30 protein-coding genes are annotated in these 23,796 nt (G+C 48.6%); 24 read left to right on the top strand and 6 right to left on the bottom strand.

What is annotated here, in order from left to right:
* Position 1 precedes the first annotated feature (1 nt).
* From nadA to Q7P67_RS05455, 10 genes are all read left to right on the top strand, one after another.
* A complete protein-coding gene (nadA, locus tag Q7P67_RS05500; protein WP_303850918.1) occupies positions 2-910 on the top strand; it encodes a quinolinate synthase NadA in 909 nt (302 codons plus the stop codon).
* 80 nt (positions 911-990) lie between these two features.
* Positions 991-1,443: a ribose 5-phosphate isomerase B gene (gene rpiB, locus Q7P67_RS05495; RefSeq protein ID WP_303850917.1), complete on the top strand. Its 453-nt coding sequence runs from the start codon at positions 991-993 to the stop codon at positions 1,441-1,443.
* 1 nt (position 1,444) lies between these two features.
* Entirely contained in the window at positions 1,445-1,909 is a 465-nt protein-coding gene (locus tag Q7P67_RS05490; RefSeq protein WP_303850916.1) for a cytidine/deoxycytidylate deaminase family protein, read from the top strand.
* The gene (rsxC, locus tag Q7P67_RS05485; protein ID WP_303850915.1) at positions 1,909-3,216 is read left to right on the top strand and encodes an electron transport complex subunit RsxC; all 1,308 of its coding nucleotides are present in this window, start codon (positions 1,909-1,911) and stop codon (positions 3,214-3,216) included. Before Q7P67_RS05490 ends, rsxC begins: the two co-directional genes overlap by 1 nt.
* Positions 3,209-4,201, top strand: a complete 993-nt coding sequence (locus Q7P67_RS05480) for an RnfABCDGE type electron transport complex subunit D (RefSeq protein WP_303850914.1) — start codon at positions 3,209-3,211, stop codon at positions 4,199-4,201. The genes rsxC and Q7P67_RS05480 overlap by 8 nt, the downstream gene beginning before the upstream one ends.
* Positions 4,198-4,746 carry an RnfABCDGE type electron transport complex subunit G gene (locus Q7P67_RS05475; protein ID WP_303850913.1) on the top strand — a complete coding sequence of 183 codons (549 nt, stop codon included), beginning with the start codon at positions 4,198-4,200 and terminating at the stop codon, positions 4,744-4,746. The genes Q7P67_RS05480 and Q7P67_RS05475 overlap by 4 nt, the downstream gene beginning before the upstream one ends.
* Positions 4,743-5,354: an electron transport complex subunit RsxE gene (gene rsxE, locus Q7P67_RS05470; RefSeq protein ID WP_303850912.1), complete on the top strand. Its 612-nt coding sequence runs from the start codon at positions 4,743-4,745 to the stop codon at positions 5,352-5,354. Before Q7P67_RS05475 ends, rsxE begins: the two co-directional genes overlap by 4 nt.
* Entirely contained in the window at positions 5,351-5,926 is a 576-nt protein-coding gene (gene rsxA, locus Q7P67_RS05465; protein ID WP_303850911.1) for an electron transport complex subunit RsxA, read from the top strand. Before rsxE ends, rsxA begins: the two co-directional genes overlap by 4 nt.
* Position 5,927: 1 nt before the next feature.
* The gene (locus tag Q7P67_RS05460; RefSeq protein WP_303850910.1) at positions 5,928-6,716 is read left to right on the top strand and encodes an RnfABCDGE type electron transport complex subunit B; all 789 of its coding nucleotides are present in this window, start codon (positions 5,928-5,930) and stop codon (positions 6,714-6,716) included.
* Positions 6,717-6,807: 91 nt separating this feature from the next.
* Positions 6,808-7,149, top strand: coding sequence for a hypothetical protein (locus tag Q7P67_RS05455; RefSeq protein ID WP_303850909.1), 342 nt, complete (start codon positions 6,808-6,810; stop codon positions 7,147-7,149).
* On the opposite strand, the gene cobK is transcribed toward Q7P67_RS05455, so the two are convergent.
* Genes cobK through cbiD form a run of 6 tightly spaced genes read right to left on the bottom strand, consistent with a single transcriptional unit; the run spans position 7,146 to position 11,611 of the window.
* Positions 7,146-7,817, bottom strand: a complete 672-nt coding sequence (gene cobK, locus Q7P67_RS05450; RefSeq protein WP_303850908.1) for a precorrin-6A reductase — start codon at positions 7,815-7,817, stop codon at positions 7,146-7,148. The two genes, Q7P67_RS05455 and cobK, sit on opposite strands and share 4 nt — an antisense overlap.
* The gene (cobJ, locus tag Q7P67_RS05445; protein WP_303850907.1) at positions 7,814-8,536 is read right to left on the bottom strand and encodes a precorrin-3B C(17)-methyltransferase; all 723 of its coding nucleotides are present in this window, start codon (positions 8,534-8,536) and stop codon (positions 7,814-7,816) included. The genes cobK and cobJ overlap by 4 nt, the downstream gene beginning before the upstream one ends.
* 2 nt (positions 8,537-8,538) lie before the next feature.
* Positions 8,539-9,324 carry a cobalt-precorrin 5A hydrolase gene (locus Q7P67_RS05440; protein WP_303850906.1) on the bottom strand — a complete coding sequence of 262 codons (786 nt, stop codon included), beginning with the start codon at positions 9,322-9,324 and terminating at the stop codon, positions 8,539-8,541.
* The gene (cobM, locus tag Q7P67_RS05435; protein WP_303850905.1) at positions 9,311-10,054 is read right to left on the bottom strand and encodes a precorrin-4 C(11)-methyltransferase; all 744 of its coding nucleotides are present in this window, start codon (positions 10,052-10,054) and stop codon (positions 9,311-9,313) included. Before cobM ends, Q7P67_RS05440 begins: the two co-directional genes overlap by 14 nt.
* Positions 10,051-10,647, bottom strand: coding sequence for a precorrin-6y C5,15-methyltransferase (decarboxylating) subunit CbiE (cbiE, locus tag Q7P67_RS05430; RefSeq protein ID WP_303850904.1), 597 nt, complete (start codon positions 10,645-10,647; stop codon positions 10,051-10,053). Before cbiE ends, cobM begins: the two co-directional genes overlap by 4 nt.
* Positions 10,634-11,611: a cobalt-precorrin-5B (C(1))-methyltransferase CbiD gene (gene cbiD, locus Q7P67_RS05425; RefSeq protein ID WP_303850903.1), complete on the bottom strand. Its 978-nt coding sequence runs from the start codon at positions 11,609-11,611 to the stop codon at positions 10,634-10,636. Before cbiD ends, cbiE begins: the two co-directional genes overlap by 14 nt.
* A gap of 114 nt (positions 11,612-11,725) precedes the next feature.
* On the opposite strand from cbiD, the gene pyrF reads away from it, so the two are divergent.
* The 14 genes from pyrF (at position 11,726) to Q7P67_RS05355 (ending at position 23,796) form a co-directional block, all read left to right on the top strand.
* Positions 11,726-12,439, top strand: coding sequence for an orotidine-5'-phosphate decarboxylase (pyrF, locus tag Q7P67_RS05420; protein WP_303850902.1), 714 nt, complete (start codon positions 11,726-11,728; stop codon positions 12,437-12,439).
* Entirely contained in the window at positions 12,436-13,011 is a 576-nt protein-coding gene (gene pyrE / locus Q7P67_RS05415) for an orotate phosphoribosyltransferase (protein WP_303850901.1), read from the top strand. The genes pyrF and pyrE overlap by 4 nt, the downstream gene beginning before the upstream one ends.
* A 192-nt stretch (positions 13,012-13,203) precedes the next feature.
* Positions 13,204-13,869 carry a flagellar brake protein gene (locus Q7P67_RS05410; protein WP_303850900.1) on the top strand — a complete coding sequence of 222 codons (666 nt, stop codon included), beginning with the start codon at positions 13,204-13,206 and terminating at the stop codon, positions 13,867-13,869.
* A gap of 11 nt (positions 13,870-13,880) precedes the next feature.
* Positions 13,881-14,225, top strand: a complete 345-nt coding sequence (locus Q7P67_RS05405) for an STAS domain-containing protein (protein WP_303850899.1) — start codon at positions 13,881-13,883, stop codon at positions 14,223-14,225.
* Between the two features lie 14 nt (positions 14,226-14,239).
* A complete protein-coding gene (gene rlmN, locus Q7P67_RS05400; protein ID WP_303850898.1) occupies positions 14,240-15,316 on the top strand; it encodes a 23S rRNA (adenine(2503)-C(2))-methyltransferase RlmN in 1,077 nt (358 codons plus the stop codon).
* Positions 15,297-15,761, top strand: coding sequence for a peroxiredoxin (locus Q7P67_RS05395; protein WP_303850897.1), 465 nt, complete (start codon positions 15,297-15,299; stop codon positions 15,759-15,761). The genes rlmN and Q7P67_RS05395 overlap by 20 nt, the downstream gene beginning before the upstream one ends.
* Positions 15,761-15,988: an exodeoxyribonuclease VII small subunit gene (gene xseB, locus Q7P67_RS05390; RefSeq protein ID WP_303850896.1), complete on the top strand. Its 228-nt coding sequence runs from the start codon at positions 15,761-15,763 to the stop codon at positions 15,986-15,988. The genes Q7P67_RS05395 and xseB overlap by 1 nt, the downstream gene beginning before the upstream one ends.
* Entirely contained in the window at positions 15,975-16,874 is a 900-nt protein-coding gene (locus Q7P67_RS05385; protein ID WP_303850895.1) for a polyprenyl synthetase family protein, read from the top strand. The genes xseB and Q7P67_RS05385 overlap by 14 nt, the downstream gene beginning before the upstream one ends.
* 3 nt (positions 16,875-16,877) lie before the next feature.
* Complete coding sequence (dxs, locus tag Q7P67_RS05380) at positions 16,878-18,734, top strand: 1-deoxy-D-xylulose-5-phosphate synthase (RefSeq protein WP_303850894.1); 1,857 nt, start codon at positions 16,878-16,880, stop codon at positions 18,732-18,734.
* Positions 18,735-18,736: 2 nt separating this feature from the next.
* The gene (locus tag Q7P67_RS05375) at positions 18,737-19,561 is read left to right on the top strand and encodes a TlyA family RNA methyltransferase (RefSeq protein ID WP_303850893.1); all 825 of its coding nucleotides are present in this window, start codon (positions 18,737-18,739) and stop codon (positions 19,559-19,561) included.
* Positions 19,524-20,384 carry an NAD(+)/NADH kinase gene (locus Q7P67_RS05370; protein WP_303850892.1) on the top strand — a complete coding sequence of 287 codons (861 nt, stop codon included), beginning with the start codon at positions 19,524-19,526 and terminating at the stop codon, positions 20,382-20,384. Before Q7P67_RS05375 ends, Q7P67_RS05370 begins: the two co-directional genes overlap by 38 nt.
* A 2-nt stretch (positions 20,385-20,386) precedes the next feature.
* Positions 20,387-22,030, top strand: a complete 1,644-nt coding sequence (gene recN / locus Q7P67_RS05365; RefSeq protein WP_303851134.1) for a DNA repair protein RecN — start codon at positions 20,387-20,389, stop codon at positions 22,028-22,030.
* Positions 22,023-22,637, top strand: a complete 615-nt coding sequence (locus Q7P67_RS05360; RefSeq protein WP_303850891.1) for a DedA family protein — start codon at positions 22,023-22,025, stop codon at positions 22,635-22,637. The genes recN and Q7P67_RS05360 overlap by 8 nt, the downstream gene beginning before the upstream one ends.
* A complete protein-coding gene (locus Q7P67_RS05355) occupies positions 22,624-23,796 on the top strand; it encodes a peptidoglycan DD-metalloendopeptidase family protein (protein ID WP_303850890.1) in 1,173 nt (390 codons plus the stop codon). Before Q7P67_RS05360 ends, Q7P67_RS05355 begins: the two co-directional genes overlap by 14 nt.

Genomic DNA, 23,796 nt, shown 5'->3' with positions numbered 1-23,796 from the left:
TATGGACTACAAAGCGGAGATTAAAAGGCTTGCGAAGGAGCGGGATGCAGTTATCCTCGCCCATAACTACCAGATAGATGAAATTCAGGAAATAGCGGACATCACAGGGGATTCACTCGGACTGTCCATTGAGGCTGCAAAGACCTCAAACAAGGTCATTGTTTTCTGCGGCGTACATTTCATGGCGGAGACCGCCCATATGCTCGCACCGGAAAAGACTGTCCTTCTGCCCAGACTTGACGCTGGATGTCCCATGGCGGACATGATAACGGGTGAAAAACTAGCCGAATTCAAGGCGCAGCACCCAGGAGCCGTCACCGTCTGCTATGTGAACTCCACCGCCGAAGTCAAGGCGCAGAGCGACCTCTGCTGCACGTCCGGCAACGCTGTCAACGTCATTAAAAGCATACAGTCTGATAAGATACTCTTTGTCCCCGACAAAAACCTCGGAAACTACGTCCAGAGGTTTACAGATAAAGAGATAATCCTCTATCCCGGCTTCTGCCCCATCCATAACCGTGTCACAGTACCTGAGATACAGCAGCTGCGCCGTGAAAATCCCGATGCAGTCGTTGTCGCACATCCGGAATGCCCGCCCGCTGTGGTGGACATTGCAGACCATGTCTGCTCCACTTCGGGCATATATACCTACTGCAAAACAAACCCTGCGAAGAAATTTATCATCGCAACGGAAACCGGCGTGGGCTACAGGCTCAGGCTTGAAAATCCGGACAAAACCTTCCTGTTCGCATACGAGGGATTCACCTGTAAAAACATGAAAAAGACCACTCTGAAAGATGTTTATGAGTGCCTTTTAAACATGGGCAACGTTATCACTGTCGATAAGGACGTTGCGAAAAAAGCGGTGACCTGCATTGAACGTATGCTCGCCATTCCCAGAAACGAATAGGGTTTTTAAATATAGGCTTTCATTATATTGGAAAATCTGATATTGTTCTTTAAGCCGTTACTATTGATTCGAGGTGTAATTTGAAACGTGTAGCACTTGCGTCCGATCACGGCGGATTCGGTCTTAAAACTGAAATCAAAAACTATCTTACATCAAAAGGTTACGAGATTCTGGATCTTGGAACCGACTCTGAAGTATCCGTTGACTATCCCGACTTCGGCGCAGCAGCCGCAAAAGCGGTGCTGGACAAAAAAGCCGACTGTGCCATAATCATGTGCGGTTCCGGCATAGGCATCTCAATTTCTGCAAACAAATTCAAAGGCATACGCTGTGCGCTCTGTTTCGACACATACACGGCGAAGATGTGCCGTCTGCACAACGATGCAAACATAATGGCGCTCGGCGGGCGCATCACCACCATAGAAAGAGCTGCGGACATGGTGGATCTGTTCCTCAACACTGAGTTTGAGGGCGGCAGACACCAGAGACGCATCGACAAAATAGACGAACTCGCTAAAGACAGCTGGTGCTGAGATGAGCAAAACTGAAAGACCTTCATGGGACGAATATTTTATTGAAATGACAAATCTGGTGAAACAGCGCTCGACATGTCTGAGAAGGCAGGTGGGAGCAGTCATTGTTAAAGACCATCACATACTTGCCACAGGTTACAACGGCGTTCCCAGCGGAATTGCCCACTGCGCTGTCACCGGGTGTCTCAGAGAGCAGCTTAAAGTGCCTTCCGGTGAGCGCCACGAGATATGCCGAGGGCTCCACGCGGAGCAGAACGCGATCATCCAGGCGGCTTATCACGGTATAAGCATCAAAGGCTCAGTAATTTACTGCAACACGAAACCCTGCTCCATCTGCGCGAAAATGATATGCAACGCAGGGATAGAAAAGGTCATTTACGAGCAGGGATACAGCGACCCGCTGGCGGATGAGATGCTTTATGAAAAGCGGGTTCAGCTTATAAAATACGAAAAAGGAAAAATTTAATGCCTTTTTTCGGGTTTAAGGGCGGAATCCACCCGGACTACAACAAATCCTCTACCAGCGGAAAACCAACAGAAACTCTGCCTGTAAGGGTAGGCGACAAGTTCTATCTTCCCCTTTCACAGCATATCGGCGCACCTGCAAAGCCTGTGGCTGCGAAAAATCAACAGGTTAAGACAGGTGAGCTTGTTGCGGAGGCGGGCGGGTTTATAAGCGCCGCAATCCATAGCCCTGTGAACGGTAAAATTGTTTCAATATCCCATGTCGTTCACCCCATGGCGGGGCGGATGGAGGGTATAGTAATTGAGGCGGACGAAACGAACGACAATTACGAGCCTGTTTCAGACGAAGGAAGTTTCCAGCAAATCATACAGAGAGCTGGCATAACGGGTATGGGCGGAGCGACCTTTCCCACACACGTTAAGCTGTCACCGCCGAAAGAGGTGGACACGCTGCTTATAAACGGCGCCGAGTGCGAACCTTATCTTACATGCGACCATCGCATCATGCTTGAAGAACCGCTCAAGGTTATAAAGGGCGCGGTGCTCATCAAAGAAAAACTTAACATTAAGAACCTAATAATAGGGATAGAGAAGAACAAGCCCGACGCTATACAGCTTTTTAAAAGATACGGGCGTGAGTATGGTTTCGAGCTTGTGCCTCTTTATGTGAAGTATCCGCAGGGCGGTGAAAAGCAGCTTATTAAGTCTTGTCTGAACAGGGTTGTGCCTGAGGGTAAACTACCTGTTGAAGTGGGCGTGATAGTCCACAACGTCGGCACGGCAGCCGCAGTTTACGAGGCTTTTTACGAGAGAAAACCGCTATTCGAGCGTATCGTAACAGTTACAGGTGCTGTTGTCACCCCGAAAAACCTCCGCGTGCGGATGGGAACACCAATTCTTTCGCTTATAGAGGCTTGCGGCGGGTTCCTCGGTGTGCCGAAAAAGATAGTTATGGGCGGACCTATGATGGGTATGGCTGTGACATCCGTAGAAACGCCTGTTATGAAGGGTACCAGCGGAATAGTCGTTTACCGCGAAGAGGATATGCCTGACCTCACGAAATATCCGTGTATACGTTGCGGGCGCTGTGTGGATGCGTGCCCCATGCTTCTTGTGCCGTCCATTATGGACAGATTCGTGAAAAGGGAGATGTATGAAGAACTTGAACAGCACCATGTGCTGAACTGCATAGAATGCGGCTGCTGCTCCTATGTATGCCCGTCCAGAAGGACTCTGGTGGGCGGTTTTAAAACTTCTAAACGCCACATAATGCAGATTATAAAGGAGAGAGGGGCGAAAAATGCCTGACAGAAAGTTTCTGGTGACATTTTCACCCCACGACAGACACCCTGAAACCACCAATAAGGTGATGATGACCGTTATAATCGCTATGCTTCCCATAATCGCGAATTCAATATGGTATTACGGTTATTACGCTGTTAAAGGTTATGTGCTGACGGCTCTTTTCTGTGTAGGGTTCGAGTATCTTTTTGATAAGATATCCGGCAGACCAATAGCTATTAAGGATAATTCCGCCCTTCTTACAGGGCTTCTGCTTGCAATGAACATGCCCGCAGCCGCTCCGTGGTGGACTATGCTTGTGGGTTCGTTTGTGGCGATAGTCGTTTCCAAACAGGTCTACGGCGGACTGGGACAGAATCCGTTCAACCCGGCTCTGGTTGCTCGTGTTTTCCTTTTAATAGCGTGGCCTGTGGAAATGACTTCATGGGTGAGACCTTCCCCCGTAATCCACGGTTTTCTTTTTGATACGGTAAGTTCCGCAACGCCTCTCGGAACTCTGAAATCAGACCTCATAGCCCATGGGCACGTTGTTACTGCGAACCTTGCCACCTATACCGATCAGCTCATCGGAAACGTAAGCGGCTGCATGGGCGGCGACGGTGCAATTTTCGTTCTTATCGGCGGACTCTTTATGATGAACAGAAAGATTATTTCATGGCACATTCCCGTATCGTTTCTCGGCACCCTGTTTGTGTTCACCGGAATAATCTGGCTGATAAATCCACAGCGCACCATCGATCCGTTTCTGCACATAATCAGCGGCGGGGCGATGCTTGCGGCTTTTTTCATGGCGACCGACTACGTTACCTCGCCTGTTATAAAGCGAGCGCAGATAGTATTCGGAATAGGCTGCGGGCTTATCGCAGGGGTTATCAGAATATACGGAAGTTATCCTGAGGGCACTGGTTTTGCCGTGCTCATAATGAACGCATTCGTTCCTCTGCTGGATAAATACATGCGCCCGCTGTCGTTCGGCGAGGTGAAGAAATGAATAACCCGCTGAAGATGGTGGTGGTGCTCACTGTTATTTCCGCCCTTGCGGCTCTGCTTCTGGCAGGCGTTTACGGCGCAACAAAACAGAAGATAGCTGATGCGGAGCGTCAGGACTTTTTAAAGGGGCTGACAACGGTTCTGCCTGGATTTGACAACGAACCGGACAGGGATACACTGACTATTGAAGGAAAAACGCTTTATGTAGGCAAGAAGGGCGGACAGGCCTTCGGATATGCTGTTGAAAGCGTTACAGCTAAAGGATATTCCGGTAATATAAAGATACTTGTAGGCGTGTCTTCCGAGGGTAAGGTTCTGGGGGTTGAGGTTATAAGTCATGCCGAAACGCCAGGACTCGGCAGCAAGATAGAGGATAAGATCTGGCGGGACAGCTTCATCGGCAAAACCGCAGGTTCAAATATAACCGTTAAGAAGGACGGAGGCGAAATAGACAGTTTCAGCGGTGCCACAATATCACCGAGAGCTGTCTGTGAAGCTGTCAGAGCCGCCATTGCCGTTATCGGCAAAGCCGGGGGTGCAAAATGAAATTATCCATCCTTACAGAAGGGATTTTTAAGAACAACCCCGTAATGAAGCAGGTTCTGGGGCTCTGTCCGACACTCGCCGTGACCACTTCAGCAATTAACGGGATAGCGATGGGGCTTGCCACGATGGGCGTTCTTATGGGATCAAACGTTGCCGTCGCTCTGGTTAAAAACATAATACCTGCAAAGGTGCGCATACCTGCATATGTTGTGATAATCGCCACCTTTGTTACACTGATAGATCTCTCCATGAACGCGTATTTTCATGACCTGCACAAGATTTTGGGTCTTTTTATCCCGCTTATCGTTGTGAACTGCATAGTTCTTGGCAGGGCTGAGAGTTTCGCATCCAAAAACGGGGTTTTCGATTCGCTTCTGGACGGTATCGGATCGGGACTCGGCTTTACACTGACTCTTTTTGTGCTGGGCAGCATCCGTGAAGTGCTCGGCAGCGGCTCTTGGTTCGGAATAAATCTTTTCGGAAGCGGTTTCAGTCCGGCAATACTCCTTATTCTGCCTCCTGGTGCGTTCATTGTTCTCGGATTTATGATGGCTTTCAACAACTTCGTTGAAGAGCGCAGACGCATAGGCAGAGGGGGCGTTCAATGAGCCTTTTTCTGTTGTTTGTCAGTGCGGTGCTTGTTAATAACTTTGTTCTTGCACGCTTTCTCGGCACATGTCCATTCTTCGGGGTGTCGAAAAAAGTTGAAACATCTGTCGGAATGGGGCTTGCTGTTACGTTTGTAATGACCGTCGCGGGTGCCATCACATGGATAATCCAGTACGCGGTGCTGGACAGGTTCAACGTCGGCTTTTTACAGACGATAGTCTTTATTCTGGTGATAGCCGCACTTGTTCAGTTCGTTGAGATGGTCATAGAGAAGTCCTCCCCAGACCTGTATCAGAGTCTGGGTATATATCTTCCGCTGATAACAACAAACTGCGCAATCCTCGGTTCTGCAATTATTAATATTCAGTCTGGTTTTGATTTCCTGCATATGCTGGTGTTCACAATAGGTTCCGCATTGGGCTTCACACTGGCGCTTGTGCTCTTTGCCGGGATCAGGGAACGCATCGAGCTTTCCGACATCCCGTATTATTTCCGCGGACTGCCCATAGCGTTTATCACGGCGGGCATTCTTGCGCTGGCTTTCATGGGTTTTTCGGGACTGGTGAAGTAATATGACAGCGGCAGTTCTGACCATGGCGGTAACCGGTTTCATAGCCGGACTGGGGCTTATGTACGCCTCGAAAAAATTCCATGTGGAAAAAGACGGGCGTATAGCCGCTGTTAACGATATGCTGCCTGCTGCAAACTGCGGCGGATGCGGATATCCGGGCTGCGGTGCTCTGGCAGAGGCAATCGTTGCGGGCAAGGCACCTGTTAACGCCTGCCCTGTGTGCAGCAGGGAGATGGTTCAGCAGATAGCGGAATATCTCGGAATCACCGTGGAGAGCGGCGTTAAAAAAGTTGCAAGGGTAAGATGCGGCGGCGGATGCGAAAACGCCGTTGAGAAATACAATTATTACGGTCCAAGAGACTGCCACAGCATAGTTCTTTTAAGCGGAGGAAATAAACTCTGCACCTTCGGATGTGTGGGCGAAGGAAGCTGTGTCAAGGCTTGCGGATTCGACGCCATGCACATGGGCAAAAACGGTATTCCGGTGGTCAACGCTGAAAAATGCTGCGCCTGCGGGCTTTGCGTCAGGGCTTGCCCCAGAAACCTCATAACGCTTATTCCCGAAGACAAGCCAATCGTCGTCAACTGTATGTCGAAAGACAAGGGACCGGAAGTGAAAAAGGCTTGCAGTGTCGGGTGCATAGGCTGTAAGATGTGCGAGAAAAAATGCCCTGTCGGCGCTATAGATGTGGACAGTTTCTTAGCGAAGATAGACCCTTCAGTGTGTAATGTCTGCGGCGAGTGTGCGGCTGTGTGCCCCACGAAAGCAATCGGAAATTATACGAAATAATTACTCAAATTCGGCGCAAAAAGGACGATAAATAATAAAGGTGTTTTCACGCCAATGAAAACACACGATACAGCTATGTTCTTGGAGCGTAATGGTGATAAATCCGCAGGACAGACAGAGCCTGTTTGTTGAAGACAGAATAGCACTTCTTAACAGACTCAGCACGTTTTACAAAATGAGCGAGTTCTTTTTTTCCCTGGAAAAGGACACGGTGCGCACCGCGAACGACCATGACATTACCGTTATGTCTCTTGACAGGAAACCCCCCAGCGTCGGTCTGGCGGCGGACAAAATAAAGGAAATATGCGAAAAGCTGAAACTTCTGGATGTTGTAAGCACAGACAACGGAAATATAGTCCGTAAAAAAAATATGCTGCGCCGCAAACTTCTGAGGCTCACAAGTTCACTCGGCGATAATCAGGAGAACAGCTAACCGCAGGTTATAATAATACAGGCGGCATCCAGTTTTTCACAGGCGCTTATCTTCTCTTTCAGACCGCCGGAATCACCGGAAAGTTTCGTAACAAGGGCATCAGCCTTTATCTCACGCATCAGCGCAATGTTAAATTCCTCTGAAAAAGGACCCTGCATCCCGATTATCTGCTTATATTCAGCGCCAGCCAGTCTGCATTTCTCTATGGATTTTTCATATGGCAGGATGCGGATGTGGCATTTAGGCAGAACGGCTTTGAAAGCGTCTATCCTGTTCGAACCGATGGTGAGCAGCACAGATGTGAACTCCTCAGCACGTTTTGCAGCCTCTTCGTATGATTCCACAGTGAGTATCCGTTCGTAATCCGATTCAAGTTTAGGTCTCCGCATGGCGTTGATGTATGGAATATTCAGTTTTTCAGCCGTGCGCAGGGCGAGGGCGGTTATGTTCTTAGCGAACGGATGGGTTGTGTCGGCTATCGCCGTTATACCGTGGTCACGGATGAATGAGATGATACTTTCGTCATCGAACCGCACCAGAACGGTGGGGAACTCTTTACAGAAGGTTTCATAGCCGTACTGAGTGGCAACGGAAACCACGAAATTCCCTTCCAGTGTTTTTAAGTATTCGCGGGTGTCGGATGTGCCGCCGAGAACAAGGGTTTTCAAACCGGATACCCTCTAGGCGTTATCATTTTTCCTTGTTTGATTATGGTTTTTCTGCATCCGACAATGACTATTGACGACATATTTACGAAATCGTAATCGAAATCCGATATCTTTGATATTTTTACGCTCTGGTTTTCCCTGTACGCGTCCCTGACAGTTCCTGTGATGAGGTCTCCGCGGGCTTCGTAGAAGGCTTTCAGTGCATATTCTATCTGCTGCGTGCGTTTCATGCTTTTGGGGTTGTAAATCGCCGCTACGAAGTCGCCCACGTTCACCGCATCAATGCGCTTTTGTATGACCTCCCACGGGGTCAGCAGGTCGGACATGGAGATTATAGCGAGGTCGTCAGCTATTGGTGCGCCGAGGAGCGCGGATGCTGCCATTGCCGCCGTCACACCGGGTATGACGATGATTTCAACGGTATCGTCTGCAAGCTGGTATGTCAGAGATGCCAGAGAGTAAAGCGATGGGTCTCCGCCGCATATGAGGCAAACGTCGTGTCCTTCTTTCGCGTATCTGACCGCCGTTTCAGTCCGTTCAACTTCGCCCTTCATTCCGCTGGTGAAAACGGATGTGCCAGCGGGTATGATGTGTGCCGCCTGCTCCACGTATTTATCGTACCCGCAGACCGCGGTGCAGCTTTTTATGGCGTGTTCAGCCTGTGCTGTTATCGTCTCTCTGCCGTCGGGACCTATGCCTGTCAGAAATATTCTTCCCATTGTTACTCCGAAAGAAATCTGGTCATTTCCTTAGAAATTGCAACCGTAACATTTTCGTATATTGTCTTTTTCAGTATCAAACTCGTATTAAAGCCAGCCATAAGTGCGCATGGCTCCGCTACGGCGCGGACGCCTATGTGCCGTGCAGCCGCTGTCTCTTCAACCTCGTAAGGGCAATGATCGAAGAGATGCTCCGGCAGAAACCGCAGATAAATGCCAAGCTCTTCCGCAGCGTCCAGAAGCCCCTGTTCGTTCTCTTTCACCCATGCGGAGGCGATCAGCCGCAGGTCTGCAAGTTCGATTTTTGCATCGCTGCAAGCCGCTGTCAGTGCGGAAATAATCTGTTCTTTTGACGCACCTTTCCGGCAGCCGACACCTGCAATAAAGAGCTTATTTGCCTCCGTTGCTGTGGTTATGACGGGCACTGCTCCCGTTACTGAAGCAACCCTGTGGGCTAGTCTGTTCGCTCCGCCTTCATGCCCTGAAAGGGCGCTGATGGCGTATCTGCCCACCTCGTCGCAAACCACAACTGCCGGATCTTTATATTTACTGTCCAAAAGCGGTGCCACCATGCGGGTGACTATCCCCTGTGCCATAACGGCAATTATTCCGTGATAATTTTCAAATAATTTTTCAAAACATTCCTTTAATGAAGAATATGTTATAGAATCATATCTTGAAATTTTTTCAGAAAGATACAGATCAGCCTTGAGCCTTTCCGCGATAAAATGTGCCTGTATCGCTCCCTTTTGTGTTACGGCTATTACGGCAATTTTATCTGTATTCATGGCTGAAAGCCCTGTCGTACAGCTTTGAATAGTTTTCGGGATTGCCGTTCAGTGCTTTTCCCACCAGAATCATCGTCTGCTTGGTCATTCCGTTCTTTTTCAGCGTCTTTTCAAGGTCGTAAAGCACGCAGCGGGCTATCTTCTGGTCTTCCCAGCTCGCTCTGTACACCAACACTACGGGTGTGTCGGCGTTCCACCCGTTTTCCGTCAGTATTTTCGTGATATATGCTCCCTGTCCTGCCGACAGGAAAAATGCTATGGTGCCGCCCACTTTCGCAATATTTTCAACCTCTTCCGGCATAGGCGTTCTGCCGGGGGTGCGGGTGATGGTCACAGTCTGGGACACTTCCGGCATGGTGAGTTCAATATTCGCTGCCGCCGCGGATGCCGCCATGCTGGTTACACCGGGGATGGTTTCGTATTCTATGCCGAGGCGGTTAAGCTCCGCCATCTGCTCGCCCGTCGCACCGTAAAGGGACGGGTCGCCTGTGTGGACGCGTGCTACATTTTTATTCTCTTTATGCGCTTTTTTTATTATTTCAACAATCTGCTCCAGATTCAGCGGTGCCGAATCGTATATTTCAGCATCTTCTGAAGCATATTTAAGTATATCAGGGTTGACGAGGCTTCCGGCGTATATGACCACCTGACATTCGCCTATGAGCCTCGCGCCTTTAACTGTGATAAGTTCCACGTCGCCGGGACCAGCGCCTATAAAGTAGACTTTCACGCTGTCTTCTCCTCCAGCACAAGAATGATTCTGGATGTGCCGTAAATGCCTTGCAGCTCCGTATAGACCGTCTCAGTGGGCAGACTTACGTCGCAAAGGATGTAAAAATTGAATTTATCAGTAATTTCAGGGAATTTTTTCATTATAGCGTCGGGAGAGTTGGTTTCGTCGCAAAGAATAACCGTCGATTCCGATGGACATTCATCGAAAAGCTCTCTGCCGTGAACGGACATGAACCTGTATGAGAACCACATCTTTTTCAGCAGTGCAAATCCTGCGCACATTGAGCTTACGCCTGCAATGACCGTTACGTTTTCAAACTCTTTCGTAACGAACCGCGCGAGACTGAAAAATCCCGCGTCGCCTGATACCAGAACGCCTATCTTTCTGTGAGGACACTCTTTTATGAAGTTGATGCAGTCGGTTTTCATGTTGACTGGAACATAGTGGGGTTTGTGCTTTGCGAAGGTCTCCGCAGCGTCGGTCATTCCGATGATAAAGTCCTGTGCTTCAATGGCTTTCAATCCCCTGACGGTTATCATGTCACGGTCTCCGGGACCCACTGATATCACTGTTATTTCAGAGTCTTGCACCTTTTTCCCCTCCGTTCATGTCATAGAAGATAACAGAAACGTGTGCAAAACCGTAGTCTTTTTCTATCTTTTCCGCAAGCTCTCCTGCGAGGAAGGAGAGGTCGATATCGACGGAGGTCAGTATCTCCTCTACGGTATTGAATTTTTCTTTAAGTTCCAGCCTGTCCGCCAGCCAGTCTGTCGCCATGGGAGAGTTCTTCGAATGGGTGTTGTAATAACCCATCAGAATCTTACAGAGTTTTGCCGGATGCCCTGCGACGTATAATCTGTTAAAACCTTTTTTTGAGGCGTAATCAAAGGCTTCGTGTGCAAAGTTGCTCATCAGTATCACAGAGATATGCGGATATTTTTTCAGGAAATGCTTTTCGCCTATCTTGCCCGGCGTAAGGCATATTGTCTCCTTTTGCTCCGCCGCCGCAACGTCTGTTTCGCATTTTATGGTCTCTATTATGGCTTCCACGCTCATAGGGGTAACAATTCCTGTCGTGCCGATTATGGATATTCCGCCCACAACACCGACCTTTTCATTGAACGTCTCTTTTGCTATGCGTTCGCCGTCCGGCGCCCATATTGTCACTTTTGCGCCCCTGTCGCCCAGAAGCCTTTTCAGGTTTTCTTTTATCATTTTTTCAGGTGCCGGATTGATGGCATATCTTCCGACAGGCACCTGCAAGCCTTTCTTTGTGACAATGCCTATGCCCTGACCGCCTGTTACTTCGATATCTCCGGTGTCGTTCAGTACGCAGTCGGCATATATTCTCATGCCGTGGGTGACATCAACATCGTCCCCTCCGTCTTTCACCCCATAGAAAAAATCGATGTCTCTGTGTACCGGAATGTGCGCAGGGGTGCCGTTGGGCAGAAGTATATCGGCAGTTTCTATAATACGGTTTGACAATTTAAAGACGCACGATGCGACCGCCGCGGCACAGGCTGTTGCTCCTGTGGTGTAACCATTTCTCAATTAAGATATTCTCCGTTTGATTTAAATCTGTTTACTAATTTTATATAAACGAATAAAAGTGTCAACACATGCTTGAAAAATACCAGAAATATGCTACAGTCTTCAAGAGGATAAATGAGTATGAAACCTGAAATGATAGTAGCTCTGGATTTTGACAGAGCAGATGCTGCAAAAAACATTGTAGACATGACGGGCGACGCCGTCAAATGGTATAAGGTAGGGCTTGAGCTGTTTGTTGCCGATGGCAAAAACATTATCGAATACCTGAAGAAAAAAGATAAAAATATTTTTCTCGATCTGAAATTTCACGATATTCAAAACACTGTTGTGTCAGCGGTACTGGCTTCTCTGCAATATGAGACCGACATGGTGAACATGCACACGCAGGGCGGCGGCGAGATGATGGCTTCCGTTGTGGAGCGCGTTTCAGAGCACTGCGCGAAGACGAACGTCAGAAAACCACTGCTTATAGGAGTTACACTCCTGACCAGTCTCGATGAAAAGTACATGCAGTCCATGAAGATAGGGTTTCAGAACTCAAAGGACTATGTTCTGCACCTGGCTTCTCTTGCGAAGCAGAGCGGGCTTGACGGAGTTGTCTCCTCAGCGAAGGAGACTCCTTTCATAAAAGAGACCCTCGGCAGAAATTTCATAACCGTAACCCCCGGCATCCGTCCTGCGGAGGCATCCGTTGACGACCAGAAAAGGGTAGTAACCCCGAAAGACGCAAAAAATATGGGCACTGATTATATAGTTATTGGCAGACCTGTCACGCAGGCGAAAGACCCTGCGCAGGCTGCGCTAAAAATATTGGAGGAAATGAATTGAACGCAGAGCAGGTACTGGAACTTTACAGAAAACACAACGCACTTCTGGAGGGGCACTTTCTTCTTTCCTCCGGTCTCCATTCCGATAAATTTCTTCAGTCGGAACTCATCATGCAGCACCCCTATGAGGTTGAAGCTGTCATAGCAGAGCTTGTAAAAAAGCTCTCCGGCGTTGAGTTCGATGTCGTCGTAAGCCCCGCCATCGGCGGTATCCGCTTCGGATATGAGCTTGCGCGCCAGATGAAAAAGCGTACGCTGTTCACCGAACGGGTGGACGGAACTATGATGCTGCGCAGGGGATTTTCCATTGCGAAAGGCGAAAAGGTGCTTCTGGCTGAGGATGTTATAACCACCGGAAAATCAACAAGGGAGTGCATCGACGCCTGCACCGCCGCAGGCGGAGAGGTTGTCGCCGTTACCTGCCTTATAGACAGAAGCGGAGGAAAGGCACATTTTGACCAGTCTTTTATCCCGCTTGTGCAGCTTGACGTTCAGACGTTCGATCCGTCAGTTTGCCCCATGTGCAAAGAGGGAACGCCTGCTTATAAACCCGGCAGCAGGAATATTAAGTAATTATTGTTAATAACATCCGGAAGTATGCGCGTCCTGCGTATATTTCCGGTTCCGTACATTTCTTTTAAAAATCAGCGGAAGCTGTTTTTATGCGTGTTAAGAAATTTCTTATTTTTACGAAATTATTTTTGTGATATAATCCATCTCTTTTAAAGAAAGTACAGTTGAAACACAATTCCGGGGATATTGGCATTGGAAAAACTGGTAAAGTTTGACAAATTTATATCTATAAACCAGAAACTGCTGATAGAGGTGAAGGTGGGGGACCATGCAGGGATATTTGATTCCCGCATAGAGGATATTGCTCATAAAGAGCATATTATGGTGTCCATGCCCACCGACAAGGGACGGACTGTTCCTCTTGCGCCGAATACGCGCCTTCACATCTCATATGTGATGGACATGGGCAGGTTCAGTTTCAAGAGCATTGTTCTGGACAGGCTGAAAAACGGCGCTATGATGCTTTTGAAGATAGCCTATCCCGATGCGGTATTCCGCGAGGAACTGCGGGCGTTCTTCCGTGTGGACACGCGGCTTGCGGTTAAGGCTGCTGTGCCTGTTAAAAAAGACGATATTTGGCTGGAAAAGGTCATTGAGGCAAAAGTTGCCGATATGTCCGGCGGCGGGCTTAAAATGTTTACCGACATTCCCGTTGCAAAGGATGCTACAATAGATATATATTTTCTCGGACAGATAGAGAAGCTGGAGCAGGTGAAGGCGCAGGTAATGCGCTGCCGTGCTGTAGAAGGTAAGTTTGAGATAGGCGTTAAGTTTGTGGACATTCACCAGACCGACAGGGACAGAGTTATCAAATACGTTTTCAAGCGTCAGGTGGAACAGCGGAAGCTGCTAGGTTAGGAGGAGCTTATATGGCATTTAACAGCGAAATGATCATTTTCGGCGAAAAGAATGTTGAAGTTCTCTACCCGATGCACGAGATCGACTCCTATAACGGGGACGAAATGAAAACCCATATCCGTTCGGGCATCGATTCCTCCGACGCTGTTATCATTAACTGCTCCAGAGTGACATACCTTAACAGCAGCGGTCTGCGCGAGCTTATCCAGATACTGAAAAATATGCGCGAGGTCAACAAACCTCTGTATCTTACGGCCGTCAACGAAGAGATTATGAAGGTTTTTAAAAGTACGAACCTCAACCGTCTTTTTAACATACACGAATCCAACGACGACGCAATGCGTTACATCATCTGAAAAAAAGGTATATCTTGACCGAAAAATTCTATATCGATTCCCACTGTCTGGAAGGACTTAAAGATTTTGCCGTGTCCATGGGCTTTGAAAAGTTCCGCGGCGACCAGATTTATAAGTGGATACACAACAGAGGCAGCGAAAACGTTGCCGAAATGACAGATCTTTCCGCGGTTATCCGTCAGAAACTTGGCGAAGTCGCCGCTTTCACCGTGATGGAGCTTGTAAAGGCTCAGCGTTCGGAACTGGACGGCTCCGTTAAGGTGCTTTTCAGGCTGGAAGACGGCGAACACATCGAATCGGTCATCCTTAACGACGGCAAACGCTACACCGCCTGCATCTCTTCACAGGTGGGCTGCCGCATGGGGTGCACCTTCTGTTCCACGGCTTCAATGGGGCTTAAACGAAACCTCACCGTCGGAGAGATACTGAAACAGGTGAAACGCCTGAACGAAATACTTTCTGAGCAGGATGAAAAGCTCACCAATCTTGTCTTTATGGGGATGGGCGAGCCGCTGGATAACATAGAGAACGTACTTGAGGCGCTCAAGGTGCTTCTGGACGACAACGGATACGGATTTTCCCACAGAAAGATAACAGTTTCCACCTGCGGAGTTACGGACAGCATAAAAAGACTGTTCTCCATAGACACACCTGTAAACCTTGCGGTGTCAATAAACGCATCCACTCAGGAAAAGAGAAAGGGCATCATGCCCATATCCAATAAATTTCCACTCGCAGAGCTGGTCAAAACCCTTAAAGAACTGCCCATTCAGAAGCGCAAAAGCGTGACCATCGAATACGTCCTTCTGAAAGGGGTCAACGATACCATCGAGGATGCACAGAATCTTGCGAAACTTCTTAAAGGGCTTGATAGGCTCAAGGTAAATCTTATATTGTACAACGCGGGAGCTGAAAAGGAGTTTAAAGCGCCTGACCAAAAAGATGCTTTAAAGTTTCAGCAATATCTGATAAATAACAGGATAGGCGTTTTCATAAGAAAAAGCCTCGGAAGCGACATCGACGGCGCCTGCGGTCAGTTGCGGGCGAACTATTCGAAAAAAGGTGGGAAAGATGGCGGAAAAACTCCCTGAAGAGGGTATGCAGGCTCCTGATTTCAGCCTTGAAGGCGATGACGGAAACACATATACACTTTCATCATTCAAAGGAAAAAAACTGGTTCTGTATTTCTATCCGAAAGACAATACATCCGGCTGCACTAAAGAAGCCGTTGCATTTACACAGGTTAAGGATGAGTTCGGCGGAAAGAATGCAGTCATAGTCGGCGTAAGCCCCGACAGCATAAAAAGTCACCTGAATTTCAAAGAGAAACAATCCCTCGGCATCCTCCTTTTAAGTGATCCCGACCGCTCGGTTGCCGCGGCATACGGTGCATACGGCGAAAAAAAGATGTACGGAAAATCCGTTACGGGCATAATCCGCTCTACGTTTGTCATAGACGAAAACGGGAAACTTGAGAAAGCGTTCCGCAACGTAAAGGTTGACGGGCACGCGGAAAAAGTGATGTGTGTGCTTTGATGAGCAGCGAAAAATTTGAAGATAAACTGAAAAAACTGGAAGTTATTGTCGAACGCCTTGAAAGCGGCGAAGTGGACATTGAGGAAAACCTCAAGCTGTTTCAGGAGGGCATGAAGCTGGGCAAAGAGTGCCGCAAAATGCTTGACGACATAGAATCAAAGGTCAGCCGCGTGCTTTCCGCGGATGGCGACGAAGTAAAAACGGAGCAGTTTGATGAGCCGCTTTGATATGAAAGGCTACCTCGGTTTCTGGGGCGGCAAGGTTGAGGAATTTTTCGAGGGCTATATGCAGCCCCATGACCCGCATACAAAAAACCTTATGCAGGCAATGCGTTACAGCCTCTTTGCAGGCGGAAAGCGTATCCGTCCGGCGCTGGTCTATTCCGCATACGGAATTTTCGAGGGCTACTTCGACAAAGTAACTCCTTTCGCGTCGGCTGTGGAGATGCTCCACACCTATTCGCTGATACACGACGACCTCCCCGCCATGGACGACGACGACTTCCGCAGGGGCAAACCCACGAACCATAAGGTGTTCGGCGAGGCGACAGCCATTCTTGCCGGAGACGCGCTTCTTACAAAGGCTTTCGAGATAATGTGCAATAAAGAGCTGAACCCCGACGTTACGCCGGAACAGATGCTTGAAGCGGCGTATAAACTTGCCGATGCCACAGGCGACAAGGGTATGGTGGGCGGACAGATAGCCGATATGGAAGCGGAAAAAGGCTTCTTCGACGCTGCTGCTGTGGATTTCATCCACACCCATAAAACGTCAAGACTCCTTGCATATAGCTGTGAACTTGGGGCTATCCTCGGTTTCGGCACGGAAGACGACAAAAAGCGCCTTTACGAATACGGGATGCGCATCGGGCTGGCGTTTCAAATAGTTGACGACATATTGGACATAACGTCCACAACCGAAGAGCTTGGAAAGGACGTGGGCAGCGACGTTGAAAACGGCAAAGCCACCTATCCGGCTGTTCATGGCATAGACGATTCACACCGCAGGGCTGAGCTTCTCATTGAAGAGGCTCTGCAAATTATTTCCGTGTACGGGAGTACGGCGGAACCGTGCCGTGAGATTGCGAAATATATAATTGAGAGAAAGAACTGATATATGACACTGCTTGACAGACTGAACCTGCCGACCGATCTGAAAGTTTTGAGCTATGAACAGCTTGAAGAACTTGCACAGGACGTTCGGGACAAAATAATAAACACCTGCGCGGTTTCAGGCGGGCACCTTGCTCCCAGCCTTGGCGTTGTGGAGCTTACCATCGGTCTGATGAAGGTATTTGATCCTGAAAACGACCGCATTGTCTGGGACGTGGGGCATCAGTCTTACGCCTATAAGATTCTCACCGACAGAAAAGACAGATTCAGCTCCCTGCGCCAGTATAAAGGCATATCGGGGTTCATAAAGCCATCCGAATCAAAATATGACGCGTTCGGCGTGGGACATACCAGCACTTCCATATCCGCAGGGCTTGGTATGCACGTTGCCGATGAGCTTACCGGACGTAAAAGAAAGGTGGTTTCCGTTATCGGCGATGGTGCAATGACTGCCGGAATGGCATTTGAGGCGCTGAACAACCTCGGACATCTGGACAAGAACATGATTGTGGTGCTGAACGACAATGAAATGTCCATCAGTCCCAACGTAGGCGGATTTTCACATTACCTTTCAAACATGATGACTGGTAAATTCTATACAAGGGTGCGCAAGGACGTTCAGGAATACCTTGCCACAAAGCCTCTGGGCAACCGCATTCTCCACCTCGCCAAAAAGATGGAGGAGGGAATGGTGGGATTTTTTACCCCCGGAATCCTGTTCGAGGAGCTTGGACTTCGCTATGTCGGACCCGTTCAGGGGCATAAGATAAAAGAAGTTGTCCGCGCTCTGGAAAACGCCCAGAACGTTGACGGTCCGGTTCTTGTGCACGTTATGACCCGCAAGGGCAACGGATACGGACCGGCAGAACAGAACCCCTCAAAATTCCACGGCGTTGCGTCGTTCGATATCGCCACCGGAAAGTCGGTTAAACTTGGCGGTGCAAAATCCTTCACCGACATATTTGGCGAGACTCTGGCTGACATGGCGGATAAGAATCCGCGTATAGTTGCAATAAGCGCCGCCATGAAGGATGGCACAGGTCTTAACCTTATGGAATCGAAATTTCCGGACAGGGTTTTCGATGTTGGTATAGCCGAGCAGCACGCGGTTACATTCGCCGCCGGAATGGCTATTTCCGGAATAAAACCTTTCGTAGCAGTCTATTCAACGTTTGCCCAGAGGGCATACGATCAGATAATTCACGATGTTGCGCTCCAGAATCTTCCCGTTGTCCTCTGTCTGGACAGGGGCGGGCTTGTTGGTGCGGATGGACCCACACACCATGGCGCATATGATATTTCATACCTGCGCATAGTGCCCAATTTCACAGTTATGCTTCCGAAAGACGGACATGAGCTTGAAGCGATGCTCAGGATCGCCGAAAAGATGGAAACGCCTGTTTCCATACGCTATGCCAGAGGCAGCGCGGGAAGTTACGACGATATCCCCGTTACGCCTGTTGAGCTTGGCAAACCGGAGATAATCGGCGGCGGAAAGGACGTTGTAATCTACTCTGCCGGACACATCTTCGATGAGGCTTACAAGGTATACCAGACACTTACAGAGCGGGGCACAGCCGCAACGCTCGTGAATATCCGCTTCCTGAAACCGCTGGACAGAGAGATTACAGCAGATGCGGCGCGCGGCGCGAAACTGGTTGTGACGGTTGAAGAGGGCAGCGTTAAAGGCGGTGCAGGGGACGAGATAGCCGATATTCTCATGGAGAAGGGCGTACTCGTTAAAATAATCAAGCACGGAATTCCCGATCTGTTTGTTGAACACGGCGACCACAACAGCCTCAGAAAACTCATACAGCTTGATGCGGAAAGTATTCTGGACAATATCGCCAAAAATCTCTGACAATGCAGAAGCAAAAAAAGGAACGTATCGATATACTTCTGGTTCAGCTTGAACTGGCGGAGAACACGGAAGAGGCGGTAAGATATGTCATGGCGGGTCTTGTCGTGGCGGATGATCACAGGGTGGACAAGCCGGGGCAGCTTTTTTCTGCGGACAGCGTTATAAGGCTTAAAGCACATAACAAATTTGCCAGCCGCGGCGGACTGAAACTTGAGAAGGCGGCGGACGAATTTCAGATAGATTTTCAGGGTAGGACTGTAATAGATATTGGTGCCTCCACAGGAGGTTTCACCGATGTTGTCCTTAAAGCTGGTGCGGCGAAGGTCTTTGCTGTGGATACCGGTAAAGGACAGTTGGATCCGCGTCTGGCGCGTGACGAACGTGTCACTGTTCTTGATGCGGTAAATTTCAGAACAATTCCATATGAAACCGTAAACACAAAGGCGGACGTCTTTGTCTGTGACGTGTCTTTCATCTCCCTTTCAAAGATAATCCCCGCATGTGTGCAGTTCTGCAAAGATGATTCGCAGGCAGTTTTTCTCATCAAACCCCAGTTTGAAGCGGAAAAGAACGAGGTGGGCAGGGGTGGGATAGTCTTTGACAGGTCTGTCCACGAAAGAGTGATAAGGCAGGTAATTACATGGGGCGCTGAGAACGGATTCGGTCTTTTCGGGCTGTGCACATCCCCAATAAAAGGCGCCAAAGGAAATATTGAATATCTCGTGTATTTTCGGTACAATGTTCAATTAGCCGAAACGGATACCGAACGCATCGTCAACAGGGTGGTGTATGAAAACCATTGCTATAGTCGCCAAACCCCACGGTGACCGTGTGCGCCCGCTTCTTGAGGAAATGATTACATTTCTGACAGAGCACGGCGTTACCATTTTGAAAGAGAAACGCACGGCAGAGGTGCTGGGCGAGAAAGAATATAATACCGACAATGAGATAAAAGATAAATCCGATCTTGTCATTGTCCTTGGCGGCGACGGAACTCTGATTTCCGCCGTACGCATACTTGGTATGAAAGAGACTCCTATCCTTGGGATAAACCTTGGCAGGCTTGGTTTTCTCACGGAGACAAGGGCTTCGGATGCCATCCATTCACTGAAATCAGTTCTGGACGGCGATTACAGGCTGGAAAGACGGATGAAGCTCCATTCCCATCTTCTTGAAGATGACGAAAAAGTTCTCGAAATCGACGTGCTGAACGATCTTGTGATAAACAAATCAGACGTTGCGCGAATCATCGAAATGTCATTATACATCAACAAAGTATTGGTGAACGAATACAGAGCGGACGGACTTATCGTTGCGACACCGACAGGTTCAACCGCATACAGCCTTGCAGCGGGCGGTCCCATCGTCCATCCCAGTCTTGAATCAATGATAATAACCCCAATATGCCCGCAGGGGCTTTCCAACAGACCTATAGTCATTTCCGACGACAGCGAAGTTGAGATACGCATAAAAACGGGCAACGAGCGGGTATCAATCACATATGACGGGCAGATATACCGCCAGCTTGACACGGAGAAGACCATCACAGTGAAGAAAGCGAGCACATATACGCAGCTTATCGTGCCGAAAGACAAGAACTATTACGCGCTGATACGCGAAAAGCTCGGCTGGGGCGGTGTACAGTGCTGAGTATGCTGAGGGTTGAGAACCTTTCCGTGATAGAAGCTGTTTCGGTTGAGTTCACAGACGGGCTGAATATCATAACAGGTGAGACCGGAGCGGGTAAATCGGTATTTATAGGCGCATTGAGCCTCGTTCTTGGTTCGCGGTTCAGCAGGACGCTCTTCCGCGACCCGGAAAAGAAGATAACCGTCGAGGCTGAATTTCTCGGCGCAACAGACGTGCCTAAGGAACTTGCTGAACAGTTTGAGACCGAAGACGGAATCATCATCCGCCGCGAGATAGACAAGACGGGCAAGAACAGGATATTCATCAACGGGCGCATGGCGACGGTTGAACAACTGCGCGAGCTTACTGCGTCTTTCTGCGACATTCACGGTCAGCATGAGCACCAGCAGCTTTTAGACAGTGCAACCCACATGGGCTTCATAGACAGCCTTGTGCCGCAGGAACCGAAAGACGCCTATGCCGAATGTTTCGGCAGATACAGGGAGCTTGTTTCCCGCATTGCGAAGATAAAATCTGACAGACAGCTCTTCCTTCGCGAAAAGGATATGCTTGAGTTTCAGCTTGGCGAGATTGACGAACTGAAGATAAACCCTGAAGAGGATTCAAAGATTGAAGACAGGATAAACGTCCTGACCAATCTTACGAAAATTCTTGATAATTCATCGAAATCTCTGCAACTTCTCCGCGACGGCGAAGTTAACGCATACGAACTTATAACCTCCGCCGCTTCCGCTTTGAGCGGTATATCAAAATACAGTGATACAATCAGTAAGGCGGCTGATCAGTTGTCCGAGCTGACATATCTGCTCAACGACATCATGGCGAACGTCGAATCCGTTGCCGATGCCGCAGAGGCTGATCCTGACGAGTTGGACAGGCTTGTGGACAGAAAATACAAGCTCCAGAACCTCATGAAAAAATACGGACCGGAGCTTTCGGACGTGTACGCATTTGCGGATAAGGTGCGCGGCAGGCTGAACGAAATGGGTTTTTCCGAGGACAGTCTGAACAAACTGGAAAAGGAGCTTGGAACCCTAGGCGCAGAACTGCACAAAAAAGCGAAAGTTCTCAACGACGCAAGGCGGAAAGCAGCAGACTTCATTGAAAATTCCATAGTTGAAAATTTAAATGAACTTGAATTGAAAAACTCTGTCTTTAAAGTGGTATTTGAAAATACGGAGGATATGGATGCTTCCGCAGGGCTGAAAGCGGAGTTTCACATCAGCACCAACAAAGGCTTTGAACCGGGACCAATACAGAAAGTGGCTTCCGGCGGTGAGATTTCACGCGTCATGCTTGCTATGAAAGAGGTTTTCGCCGAAAAAGACAGGGTGCAGACTCTGGTTTTTGACGAAATCGACACCGGAATCAGCGGGAAAACGGCAAAACAGGTCGCCGTTAAGCTGAAAAAGGTGGCGAATGCAAGACAGGTGATAGTTATCACCCACCTGCCCGTTGTCGCCTGTGCCGGCAGAAAACATCTGCACATCACAAAGGCGGCGGACACAGGACTTGCAAAAACAGAGATAAACGAGATAGACGGGAATAAAAGACTTGCCGTGCTGGCGCAGATGATAGCGGGGAACGATACCCCGTCCGCCGTTGCACAGGCAAAGGAAATGATTGAGGATATGGGTAATGATTGATTCTTTTGTACAGTTTGTACTGAATGCCGTTCATGACATGGGTTATGCCGGAATAGTTATTATGATGACTCTTGAAAGTTCATTTGTCCCATTCCCCAGCGAAGTGGTTGTTCCGCCCGCCGGATATCTCGCTGCACAGGGCAAAATGAATATTTATCTCGTTGTTTTAAGCGGTATCACAGGTTCTATCATCGGCGCGCTGGTGAATTATTACCTTGCAGTGTTTATGGGCAGAGCGCTTCTGGTCAAATACGGCAGATATCTTTTTATGCCCGTAGAGAGGCTGGACAAGATGGAGAGCTATTTCAAAGTGCACGGGGAGATAACCACCTTCGTCGGTCGTCTCATCCCTGCTGTCAGACAATATATCTCCTTCCCTGCGGGACTTGCCCGCATGAGTATGCCCAAATTTATATTTTTCACCTCACTCGGTGCAGGAATATGGGTTGTTATCCTTGCCATCCTCGGATATTTCGTCGGAAATAATATTGAGCTAATCAAATCAAATTTACATCCGATTACTATAATTACATTATGTGTCTTAACTGTTATTGTTATTTTGTATGTCATCTGGCACAGAAAAAGGAGGAAGAATGTCTCTGCGTAGGGTCTTACTGGTTTCGGCGCTATTCGTTTTTACTGTCTTTTCGGCAAACGCTTCAGATAAAATACATAAAATTCAGACAGGCGAAAGCCTTTTCACAATATTTTCCGACAGATTGTCCGCCGCAACCATTCTTAATCTTGAAAAAGAGATAAAGAGGCTTGTGCCGGATTTTACACTGCGCATCGGCACCGTCGTCAAAATAAGCCCGGCATCTGTAACCCTTTCACCGGATAATCTTACAGATATTTCCGTTAAACTGCTGAATGACGATTTTGATATTAAGGTAACTAATCACCCTGTTCATACTGTTACTGCTATTGCTCACGGTGTTGTGGAATCCAGTCTCACCGACGCCATGGTCAAGGCAGGCGAGGGGATAGAACTGGCTTTTATGCTGGCTGACATATATGAGTGGGAGATAGATTTTTTCCATGCCCTGCGCAAGGGTGACACCTTTTCGGTTCTTGTGGAGAAAAAATTTGCCAAGGACAGGTTTATCGGCTACGGCAAAATCCTTGCCGCCGATTTCGTGAATCAGGGCAGATTCCTCCGCGCGCTGTACTATGAATACAACGGCGTTAAAGGATATTACGACGCAGACGGCAAATCACTTAAAAAAGGCTTCCTTAAAGCACCCCTTAAATTCACAAGGATTTCATCAACATACACAGGAAAAAGACTTCATCCGGTTCTTAACAAATACCTTCCCCACCATGGCGTTGACTATGCCGCACCCGTCGGCACTCCCATACTCGCCACCGCGGACGGTGTTGTGCTGAACAGGGAATACAACCAGTTCAACGGCAATTACGTTAAAATACGCCACCTGAACGGCTATGAGACACTTTATCTGCACCTTTCAAAGTTCGCAAAAATAAGAAAAGGTTCCAGAATATCACAGGGTGACGTGATAGGCTATGTCGGCTCCACAGGTATATCTTCGGGACCGCACCTTGACTACCGCATAAAGCAGGGCGGTAAATTCCTTAATCCGCTGACGTTTACATCGCCCAACCTCAGACTGCCAAGGGCGCAGAGGGCGGCTTTCAAAGAGACTGTAAAGCCCCTTGTTGCAAAGATAAACAACGCTTACGGACGGGATGTTCGTTTCAGTTTCCTTCGCGATACGCATATGCGCAGTGACGGAAGTATGATGTAG

Source organism: Seleniivibrio woodruffii (genome assembly GCF_029267515.1).
Lineage (GTDB): Bacteria > Chrysiogenota > Deferribacteres > Deferribacterales > Geovibrionaceae > Seleniivibrio > Seleniivibrio woodruffii_A.
This window is presented reverse-complemented; position numbering and strand designations above follow the sequence as displayed.

Bases quoted from the DNA above. Each gene is read 5' to 3' on its own strand.
- nadA (WP_303850918.1), top strand. From the start codon at position 2: ATGGACTACAAAGCGGAGATTAAAAGGCTTGCGAAGGAGCGGGATGCA.
- Q7P67_RS05490 (WP_303850916.1), top strand. From the start codon at position 1,445: ATGAGCAAAACTGAAAGACCTTCATGGGACGAATATTTTATTGAAATG.
- rsxC (WP_303850915.1), top strand. From the start codon at position 1,909: ATGCCTTTTTTCGGGTTTAAGGGCGGAATCCACCCGGACTACAACAAA.
- Q7P67_RS05480 (WP_303850914.1), top strand. From the start codon at position 3,209: ATGCCTGACAGAAAGTTTCTGGTGACATTTTCACCCCACGACAGACAC.
- Q7P67_RS05475 (WP_303850913.1), top strand. From the start codon at position 4,198: ATGAATAACCCGCTGAAGATGGTGGTGGTGCTCACTGTTATTTCCGCC.
- rsxE (WP_303850912.1), top strand. From the start codon at position 4,743: ATGAAATTATCCATCCTTACAGAAGGGATTTTTAAGAACAACCCCGTA.
- rsxA (WP_303850911.1), top strand. From the start codon at position 5,351: ATGAGCCTTTTTCTGTTGTTTGTCAGTGCGGTGCTTGTTAATAACTTT.
- Q7P67_RS05460 (WP_303850910.1), top strand. From the start codon at position 5,928: ATGACAGCGGCAGTTCTGACCATGGCGGTAACCGGTTTCATAGCCGGA.
- Q7P67_RS05455 (WP_303850909.1), top strand. From the start codon at position 6,808: ATGGTGATAAATCCGCAGGACAGACAGAGCCTGTTTGTTGAAGACAGA.
- cobJ (WP_303850907.1), bottom strand. From the start codon at position 8,536: ATGGGAAGAATATTTCTGACAGGCATAGGTCCCGACGGCAGAGAGACG.
- Q7P67_RS05440 (WP_303850906.1), bottom strand. From the start codon at position 9,324: ATGAATACAGATAAAATTGCCGTAATAGCCGTAACACAAAAGGGAGCG.
- pyrF (WP_303850902.1), top strand. From the start codon at position 11,726: ATGAGTATGAAACCTGAAATGATAGTAGCTCTGGATTTTGACAGAGCA.
- Q7P67_RS05405 (WP_303850899.1), top strand. From the start codon at position 13,881: ATGGCATTTAACAGCGAAATGATCATTTTCGGCGAAAAGAATGTTGAA.
- Q7P67_RS05395 (WP_303850897.1), top strand. From the start codon at position 15,297: ATGGCGGAAAAACTCCCTGAAGAGGGTATGCAGGCTCCTGATTTCAGC.
- xseB (WP_303850896.1), top strand. From the start codon at position 15,761: ATGAGCAGCGAAAAATTTGAAGATAAACTGAAAAAACTGGAAGTTATT.
- Q7P67_RS05385 (WP_303850895.1), top strand. From the start codon at position 15,975: ATGAGCCGCTTTGATATGAAAGGCTACCTCGGTTTCTGGGGCGGCAAG.
- dxs (WP_303850894.1), top strand. From the start codon at position 16,878: ATGACACTGCTTGACAGACTGAACCTGCCGACCGATCTGAAAGTTTTG.
- Q7P67_RS05375 (WP_303850893.1), top strand. From the start codon at position 18,737: ATGCAGAAGCAAAAAAAGGAACGTATCGATATACTTCTGGTTCAGCTT.
- Q7P67_RS05370 (WP_303850892.1), top strand. From the start codon at position 19,524: ATGAAAACCATTGCTATAGTCGCCAAACCCCACGGTGACCGTGTGCGC.
- recN (WP_303851134.1), top strand. From the start codon at position 20,387: ATGCTGAGGGTTGAGAACCTTTCCGTGATAGAAGCTGTTTCGGTTGAG.
- Q7P67_RS05360 (WP_303850891.1), top strand. From the start codon at position 22,023: ATGATTGATTCTTTTGTACAGTTTGTACTGAATGCCGTTCATGACATG.
- Q7P67_RS05355 (WP_303850890.1), top strand. From the start codon at position 22,624: ATGTCTCTGCGTAGGGTCTTACTGGTTTCGGCGCTATTCGTTTTTACT.